Source organism: Paenibacillus sp. 01L418, assembly GCF_056400045.1.
The window spans coordinates 1-7,800 of sequence record NZ_JBFTSN010000313.1 but is presented as its reverse complement, the minus strand read 5'-3'; the positions used below and the strand labels follow the sequence as shown (position 1 = coordinate 7,800).

6 protein-coding genes and 2 pseudogenes are annotated in these 7,800 nt (G+C 42.3%); 3 read left to right on the top strand and 5 right to left on the bottom strand.

Annotation, left to right across the window (positions count from 1 at the left end):
- A pseudogene (locus AC1DSE_RS25985) lies at positions 1–1,160 on the top strand (SpoVR family protein); the annotation flags it as partial.
- Between the two features lie 90 nt (positions 1,161–1,250).
- Here AC1DSE_RS25985 and AC1DSE_RS25980 read toward each other — a convergent pair.
- Positions 1,251–1,492, bottom strand: a pseudogene (locus AC1DSE_RS25980) (IS3 family transposase); the annotation flags it as partial.
- 396 nt (positions 1,493–1,888) lie between these two features.
- Positions 1,889–3,151, bottom strand: coding sequence for an erythromycin esterase family protein (locus AC1DSE_RS25975; RefSeq protein ID WP_441886647.1), 1,263 nt, complete (start codon positions 3,149–3,151; stop codon positions 1,889–1,891).
- A gap of 293 nt (positions 3,152–3,444) precedes the next feature.
- Here AC1DSE_RS25975 and AC1DSE_RS25970 point away from each other — a divergent pair, with 293 nt between their 5' ends.
- A complete protein-coding gene (locus AC1DSE_RS25970) occupies positions 3,445–3,624 on the top strand; it encodes a hypothetical protein (RefSeq protein ID WP_441886650.1) in 180 nt (59 codons plus the stop codon).
- Positions 3,625–4,024: 400 nt separating this feature from the next.
- On the opposite strand, the gene AC1DSE_RS25965 is transcribed toward AC1DSE_RS25970, so the two are convergent.
- On the bottom strand, positions 4,025–4,195 hold the full coding sequence (locus AC1DSE_RS25965; protein ID WP_441886653.1) for a hypothetical protein: 171 nt from the start codon (positions 4,193–4,195) through the stop codon (positions 4,025–4,027).
- Positions 4,196–4,676: 481 nt separating this feature from the next.
- On the opposite strand from AC1DSE_RS25965, the gene AC1DSE_RS25960 reads away from it, so the two are divergent.
- A complete protein-coding gene (locus tag AC1DSE_RS25960; RefSeq protein WP_477528407.1) occupies positions 4,677–4,919 on the top strand; it encodes a spore coat protein in 243 nt (80 codons plus the stop codon).
- A 680-nt stretch (positions 4,920–5,599) separates the two neighbouring features.
- Here the strand turns inward: AC1DSE_RS25960 and AC1DSE_RS25955 are convergent.
- Together AC1DSE_RS25955 and AC1DSE_RS25950 are read right to left on the bottom strand one after the other, a co-directional pair.
- Positions 5,600–6,643: a Ger(x)C family spore germination protein gene (locus AC1DSE_RS25955; protein WP_441886719.1), complete on the bottom strand. Its 1,044-nt coding sequence runs from the start codon at positions 6,641–6,643 to the stop codon at positions 5,600–5,602.
- A gap of 26 nt (positions 6,644–6,669) precedes the next feature.
- The gene (locus tag AC1DSE_RS25950; RefSeq protein WP_477528406.1) at positions 6,670–7,752 is read right to left on the bottom strand and encodes a GerAB/ArcD/ProY family transporter; all 1,083 of its coding nucleotides are present in this window, start codon (positions 7,750–7,752) and stop codon (positions 6,670–6,672) included.
- Positions 7,753–7,800 lie beyond the last annotated feature (48 nt).

Sequence of the window (7,800 nt, the reverse complement as noted above, 5' to 3'; positions counted from 1 at the left end):
TGCTCGCTCACTGTGATTTTTTCAAAAATAACGCTCGCTTTGGTGTAACCAATCGCAATATGGTCGAGAGCATGTCTGCTACAGCGGATCGTATTCATCAATATGAAGTGGATCATGGCACGGAGGCGGTCGAGAAGTTTATCGATGCGATCCTTGCCATTCAAGAGCATGTCGATCCTACGCTCATCAAGCCTTATCAATTAGATAAGAAACGTTATATCGAGATGGTGCAAAAGGACAGCGAGCGCTCGGAGTGGAATATCCCTTCCTCCTCTTATGATGACTTGTGGAATCTGGACCCGGATCGCACAGCTGCCGCCGCATCAGCCGCTCAATCGCAGGCCGCTGACGCCAAACGTTTTCCGCCACGGCCAGAAAAAGATCACATCTGGTTCATTGAGGAATACTCCCCTACTCTGGAGGATTGGCAGCGCGACATTCTATCTATGCTTCGCGATGAAATGCTCTACTTCTGACCGCAAATCGAGACCAAGATTATGAACGAAGGCTGGGCTTCGTATTGGCATCAGCGGATCATACGCGAGCTTGATCTGACTAGCGATGAAACGATTGAGTTCGCTAAGCTAAACTCTTCTGTCGTGCAGCCATCCCGGCATACCTTGAATCCCTATTATCTGGGCCTAAAAATATTCGAGGATATCGAGCGACGCTTCGATAACCCAACGAAGGAAGAACAAGCACGCTTCGGACGCGTTCCCTGCAAGGGCAGGGAAAAAATGTTCGAGGTACGCGAGCTTGATTCCGATATTTCGTTCATCCGCAACTACCTGACGAAGGATCTGGTTAATGATCTCGATCTGTACATTTTCGAGAAAAAAGGCCCTGAATGGAAAATTACCGATAAGTCGTGGGAGAAAATTCGCGATCAGCTTGTTTATTCGAAAGTAAACGGCGGATTTCCTAGCTTGATGGTCAAGGATGGGGATTTTAATCGTGTGGGTGAGCTTTATTTAATCCACGAGTATGAGGGTATGGAATTGGATCTGAAGTATGTGGAGCGTACGCTGCCTCATGTCGTTCAGCTTTGGGGCAAGAACGTTCATCTGGAGACTTTTGTTGAAGATAAGAAGATTGTGTTTAGTTGTGATGGGAATAAGACGAGTCGGAAGTTTGTTTGTTACGAGGATAATGCTTCTTAATTCTACATTTAAGAGCTATCATGTATAATGCTAATACCAAAAAACCAATCTCATTTGAAGTGACCCCATAAAGTTAGACAGTTTATTTTGCTAGGCGATTAGTTGGGCATGAGTTTGGTACTGTACCGGACTCATGCCCTTTAGTTTGGATTTAATCCGTTTGTGATTGTAATAATGGATGCATGTGTAGATCTCTTGTTTAAAATGTTCGATACTTTCAAACCCCTTTAAATAAAGGAATTCAGATTTCAAGATACCAAAAATTTCTCAATGACGGCGTTGTCGTTGCAGTTTCCTCAGCGGGACATGCTTTGTTTGATACCACGTTCTTTTTAGAATACTATTCTTCAATTCATCGTATGTGATAGCATCATGCCAAGAAACATTTATAACCCGGAATATTTATCATTCGGGCCTTATCCGACTGAGCTGACCTTCAATTAGGATCACCTCCTGCTCGATTCACATGCAGCGGATCTTCGCGAGAGGAGCGGCTTGCGCTGCAACAGCTATTCGTCATTTTCAGAGAATGTTTTTGCTGCAAGTCTAATAGTTGCAATTTTTTCGGCCTGTTGACTGTAAAGAATCCCGTATCTGACCGACCACGATAGCCTACATCGAGTCAATCTAGGACCGGTATGTGAATCTAAACATGTCGTCCATATGCTATATGGGATGCTTACTGTTATAAAACATCCCTTTTCCTTACACATAGGTTTGTCGAATGTTCAAATATGCAGAACCTCCTGCTTCAGAGGTGATAGTGCATGCGACTCGTCGATATAAATAAAAGCATCGTACCTTTGCGAAATGATAGAAGGAACGTAGTTACCCCGATCATGCCATGAATTGTACACCACGCCAATCGCCCGATGTCCGACTGGTTCAACAAAGAGAGACTCCTCTCGGTCAAAAAGAAGCATTTTATCAAAGGCGCCCGCACGATGCATTATATCCTCCCAGCTGTTCTGCTGGGCATCCGGCACCTTCATGGTCTTGATTTCCCCGCCCCATCGGTCGGACGCGGTAACGGTTCCCCGATGCGTACCAAAACCGACCACATATACTCGCTCTTCACCGTACTTCTCCCGGACCAACTGTCCTACATTTATCATTCCATCTGCGTTCATATCCGTTGCCCGCGCGTCGCCGATATGCGTATTATGCTCCCATACAATGGCCTTGGCTGCTTGGCCGTGATATGATTTAATCCTTTCCAATGCTTCGACCATATGATGGTCCCGTACGTTCCATGAATCGGGTCCTCCTCGCACCATCGACCGGAAGTATCGTTCGGCATTCACCGCGACCAAAGCATTCAGCTCATCGCTTAGCAACGCTTCATCACCGTTATCGCTTCGCTGTCTTCTGGTCTGAAGATTGTCCAGCAGCTTCACAACCTCTTCCTCGCAGCTTTCGGATAAAAATGCGGCGGATACCCCATAATTTTGTGGCTCTCGGCCATAAGGATCAAAGCAGGCAAAAGCTTTGCGAGCTGCATCCAGTTCCGGAGAACCCGTCTTTTCCAAATGCTTTAAAATTTCATCAATGGATTCCCACAAGCTATACACGTCGATGCCATAAAAACCGACCTTATTCTTTACTAATTGAAGCTTATTGTAATCATAAAGCCATTGCGTAAATTGCAAAATTTCTTCGTTTGCCCACATCCAGGTCGGCCAGCGGGTATAATTGCGAAGCGCTTCTCGGGCGTTTGACGCAGACCCGACATATTGTTTCACATAACGATTCAATGTATAACAAGACGGCCAGTCCCCCTCCACTGCGATAAAGGAGAATCCTTTCTCGGCAATCAACTTCTTGGATAACTCTGCTCTCCACGTATATAATTCAGCCGTGCCGTGAGATGCTTCTCCTAGCAATACAAAATCCGCATCCCCGATCGCTTGGACTAATGCGTCAAGATCGTCCACGCCTTCCAGCAGAACCATGGTGTCTCTAATTTTCCCCACTGCATTCTCGCTATTCATTCATGATCATGCCCCTATCCATTAGTGTCGCAGTACGATTTGCCATCATTATATCGTTTCCTGAGAAAACTTCATTATGTAGACAAAAGTGACTGATCTAAAACCTTAATTTTCGTCATCACTCGGCCGGTTTGGGAGTCTTAACTCACTTCTTACGTGCAAAAGACATCGGTATAACACCTTGGGTAGTTTGTTAAAAACGTACTTTGTCAAAGACAAATGAACGTCATAGGAAAGTGCCATTGCGAAAAACCAAGGAGCTAGAAAGGACAAACTATCCAGAAGGGAGCAAATTGAATCAAAAGAAAGAGGCGTGGCTACTTGCATTATTCGGGTTAGGATCAATAACAGGTACAGGATCGGGATTTATTTCTACTTGGTCTAGTTTAATAATCGAAAAAAGCTTATTCTCAGTTATTCTTAATTTCTTCCTAGCAGCTGTCGGTACTTTTTTTAAGTTTTTCAAGCCTTAACGAAAGTGTACGCCGAACACTCGGAGAAGGAATCATTCCTTATGTATCCAAGCTAGCTCATCCACGGTTGGTTATATTTGGTTATCCGAAATGCTTATTTTCGGTTGCCAATTGATAGCCATCGGTATATTTCGAAATTCCGGTCGCATATGCATACGGCCAAGAAAAGTCCCATTCGTATCCGCCCTAGAAGATTTAGAGAGGGTCTTAGGTAGCCGGAATAAAAGAACATATCATGTGACTCCGAGGATCATTTAACTGTAAGGGAGAGCGTATTGTATTTTTGAAACTCTCCGCGCCTGTATAGGTGAGTATGAAGCCTGAACTGCATATGAACTGCGAGGAAAAGGCTGTCGACAATCGGCAGCCTTACGAAAGTTACCTAAATCGAAATTCATTCCTATTCTGTTTCTTTCTTGGTTTCTTGATATGATCGACTAGCAGCTTGGATAATGTTTTCATCGATCTCGGATTCACCTTGAATTTCAACTGCTGCCTCAATTTGATTATTCAACTGCTCTTCGGTTTGTCCTATTTCATGCGCTCCTTGATGGTTTCTGCTTGTTGTCATTTATTATTTCCTCCCACTTTTAATTGGGCTATATAAGCCTTAATCTTACAATAAACAAAATGACAGTTGAATATGCGTCATGGATGGTTCCTCCATCATCAAAGGATCATCTGTATATAATCCATTGGGATCGGCATTCTAATTATGTTCGGCCAACTCTTGAAGGAGGAATGAACTTGACAGCACATTTAGGAGCTCACGAAACGGTGGAAGCTCATGAGATTTTGACGTCCACTATCAATGCAAGCTATATCGTCCTTATGCAAAGGATCCTAGAATAGCTCAAATAATGATTTGCGGTTAGTGAATACAATCTTGTCGTCCAAACATTACAAAACATGAATGGACAAAGACAACAAATGATGTCTCCTTCGGTTAATTACCGATTTCATGCCAATATACGGGCTTGATAATCCCGCTATGCAAAGCCCAAATATGTCCCCAGTACAGTTTGATGACATTTACTTGGACTTCATAAGGCATCGGCAACTATGAAAATAATTGCCACACTGGAATTGCTAACCCGCAGCTTAGAACAATAATGCAACAAGGAGCAATAAACTGCTCTGAGCAGGCATATGAAGTATGGCAATATATGAATCAATCTGGATATTTTCAAGTKCCAGCCATGAAGAAAATGACAATAAATATAGCCACTATAGCCACTATGAAACATCTAATTTTGCATCACCCAATGGCTTTAATCTATTTCAGCCAGAGATAAGAACCCAATAATCAAATTAAATATTCAACTAGACAGACTTGATGAACTAAATATTGGAAAATGAAATTTAGGAGGAGCCTGTAACCAAAAGAAGATTCACCTTATTTATTTTCTTTAATTGAATGAATGACTTTCAAGTGAGTTTTTTTAATTATCAGCTATTTAGTATATTAACCAAGTAATAGAGAACTTAAGAAATAATAGTGGTAGTGGGATTGCTGGCGAAGAAATAATAGGAGGAAATCAATGAAACCTGTCATTGATGTAGCAAAAGGAAAATCAGTCATAAAGCATTCATTAAATGTAATATGCCCTATGGTCGAGATCAATTAATCTTCAAGTGATCTGGCATAAACCGAGATGCATAAGATAAAACCAGTTGTCATTTTAAAACATCCGGACACTACCATCGTACACTTGCTCAGTGAATACAAAGTGAAGGGTATGTTATATACTAGTTAATCCTTTGCAGGCTCAAAGAGCCCGAAGAACAAGTTTGCGCAGGATCCAACCCTATATCAATGGAGGTTCCAGCGACTCCAATGATTAAAATCCATTAACGAAAATCTACCCCTAGTTCACTAATTCTTGGGCTTTTTGAGGGTTGCGAACACATAAAGCGAAATTATTTCACAAAGCTACCTTCAAAAGATGTCTACAAATTTTAAAGAATATTCAGTTTATTCCCTCATTTTTATATCCCCGGTGTTCCGTATATCCACAACCGTCCGAAAATCAATAACTAGCTTAGGAAATAGTTGATTCTCCCATTCATCGATTTGACTCTGCGTGAGCTTCTTTCGAAAGATTACTCCGGTCATCAGAATGTCAGAATGTTCCTGTTTTATCTTGATGAATAGCAATTGAAACCGCTTTTCAAGGAGCTGTTCCAGTTCGCGCTTTAATATCCTGTTGTCCAAGACGTTCTTCGCTTTTGCCTCTAACACGATTGCTTTCAGTTCCATCGTACTTTTAATCTTCGGAGACCCTCCTTCCCATGAAGTCTGATTCTTGACATTCGCATCTACAATTTGTAAGCTAGCAGACTCTGTGACCTCGACGATTCCACTTATGAATCGGCCGTGAAATAGGTTATAAAGCATTGTTTCGTCCGAAGATATGAATCCGACCATTCGGTCATTATGAAATAATGCCGAACCTTCCATCTGAAACATGGTTTCGGTACCCTTATTGATAATGGGAAGCACGATATCCGCTGTAGGGGAAAGGATGTCCCTGTACACCTCCCAAGCATGAGTAAGCGCTATATTAGGGGTCCAGCCCGCGCTCGTATTGAACAAATCCAGCATCTCTGTGCTGCTTTCTTTGCGCTTCTTACTCTGATCGCTTATCAATTTGGCGACATTACCTCTTACAACAGCTAGTGTAACCTTCGATTTAAGTTCGCGTGCCCTCATAATATATTGAGTTATGTCCTCAATTCCCTTCTTTGCGAGAGCTTCGCTTACCAAGACAAGAGAGACATGAAGTAAGTCGATGCTTCTTTCCTCGTTCATCCTCATGCGGTCCAGTGCTTCGCTGAACGTATAGGCCTCTGCGTGAGCAGAGTAAAAACTGCCACTTAGAGGATCTGGTATCCTCAAACTAACAATATATGTGTTTTTTTCTTCATCCAGATCGACCCCCATAATAAGTGGGAGTAAGCGCTTATCTACTGGCTTTGAGTCCCAGCAACCTGTTAATGCCATGAGCATTGTGGTCATCGCAATGAAAGCTTTCGTCCATCGCTTCAATATTGAATTCGCCTCCCCTTGCCCTTCGTTATTCCGACGACAAATATTAGTAGTGGGATAAACCCGATACTGTACAGCCGTAATGGAGTGTCCAAGATAATTAGTTGTTCGATCATCTCCCAATCTGGAATTGATACCGATACCCAATACGCTAACAAGGTTACCGCCCAGCAGAGAACTTTAGTGGAAATCGGAACATACAGTTTGGCAAGCATAGTTGCAACCATCCATTGTAAGATCGAGCTATAGATAAATATAAAGGATAAGGTAGAGACCAAATAAAACATCGTAATTCTGTCAACAAAAAGCCATTCCAAATTTACTGTGTCCAGAGCACTAAGAAAAGGAAAGGGAAACCTCACCGCCGTGGCTGGACCAAAAATCAATAATGGAATATAATTAGCAAGAAAATACAAGGGTAGTAACGCCCCCATCGTACAGTACAGCATCAAGCGGAGACGTTTGGAAGAAAAATTGATTTTTGATGAAGTCATTCCTAGAAACAAGAAAGCCGAATGGGCAAGCATTCCTGTTAGGAAGCTCTCCTTCCTCCAAAAGGACGGTTCAATGTTCAATGGAAAAACAAAGTTCAGATTTGTGTTTTGAAAACAGGTCACTAAAGAAAATAAAATGAAAGRCAGAACGACAAACATAAGGATGACAGACCCCCGCATTATAGCTTTTAAGCCATGTATTGCTGCTTGCAAAGGGATGCCGAGCATGATTAGCAGTATCGCCCAAATCGGAGTCTTAGGCAAAAAAACAACCGTCACCAACTCCGCATGACTTCGGTTCAACAACACAAAACTCATAAAAAAATAAAAGACAAGTGGCAACAGCAAAATTCTTGCGGTCCATATACCGTACCTTCGAACTATCTCCGTCAAGTCTTCTCCCGGGAAAGCGGCGAGTCCGCTAAAATAAAATCGAAGGAAGAGAAGTTCAAGCGTAAACCCTGTCAATATGTACGCCCATTGTCCAAATCTTGCAATTTCGATCATGTTCTCTGGATATAGGAAAAAAATTAAACTGAGATGAACCGCGAAAAACGTAATCGTTATGCTCCAGCTTTTACTCATGACTTTCCTCCGGGTTTATATCTAAGCTTAGATAAGGCACTTGGAATG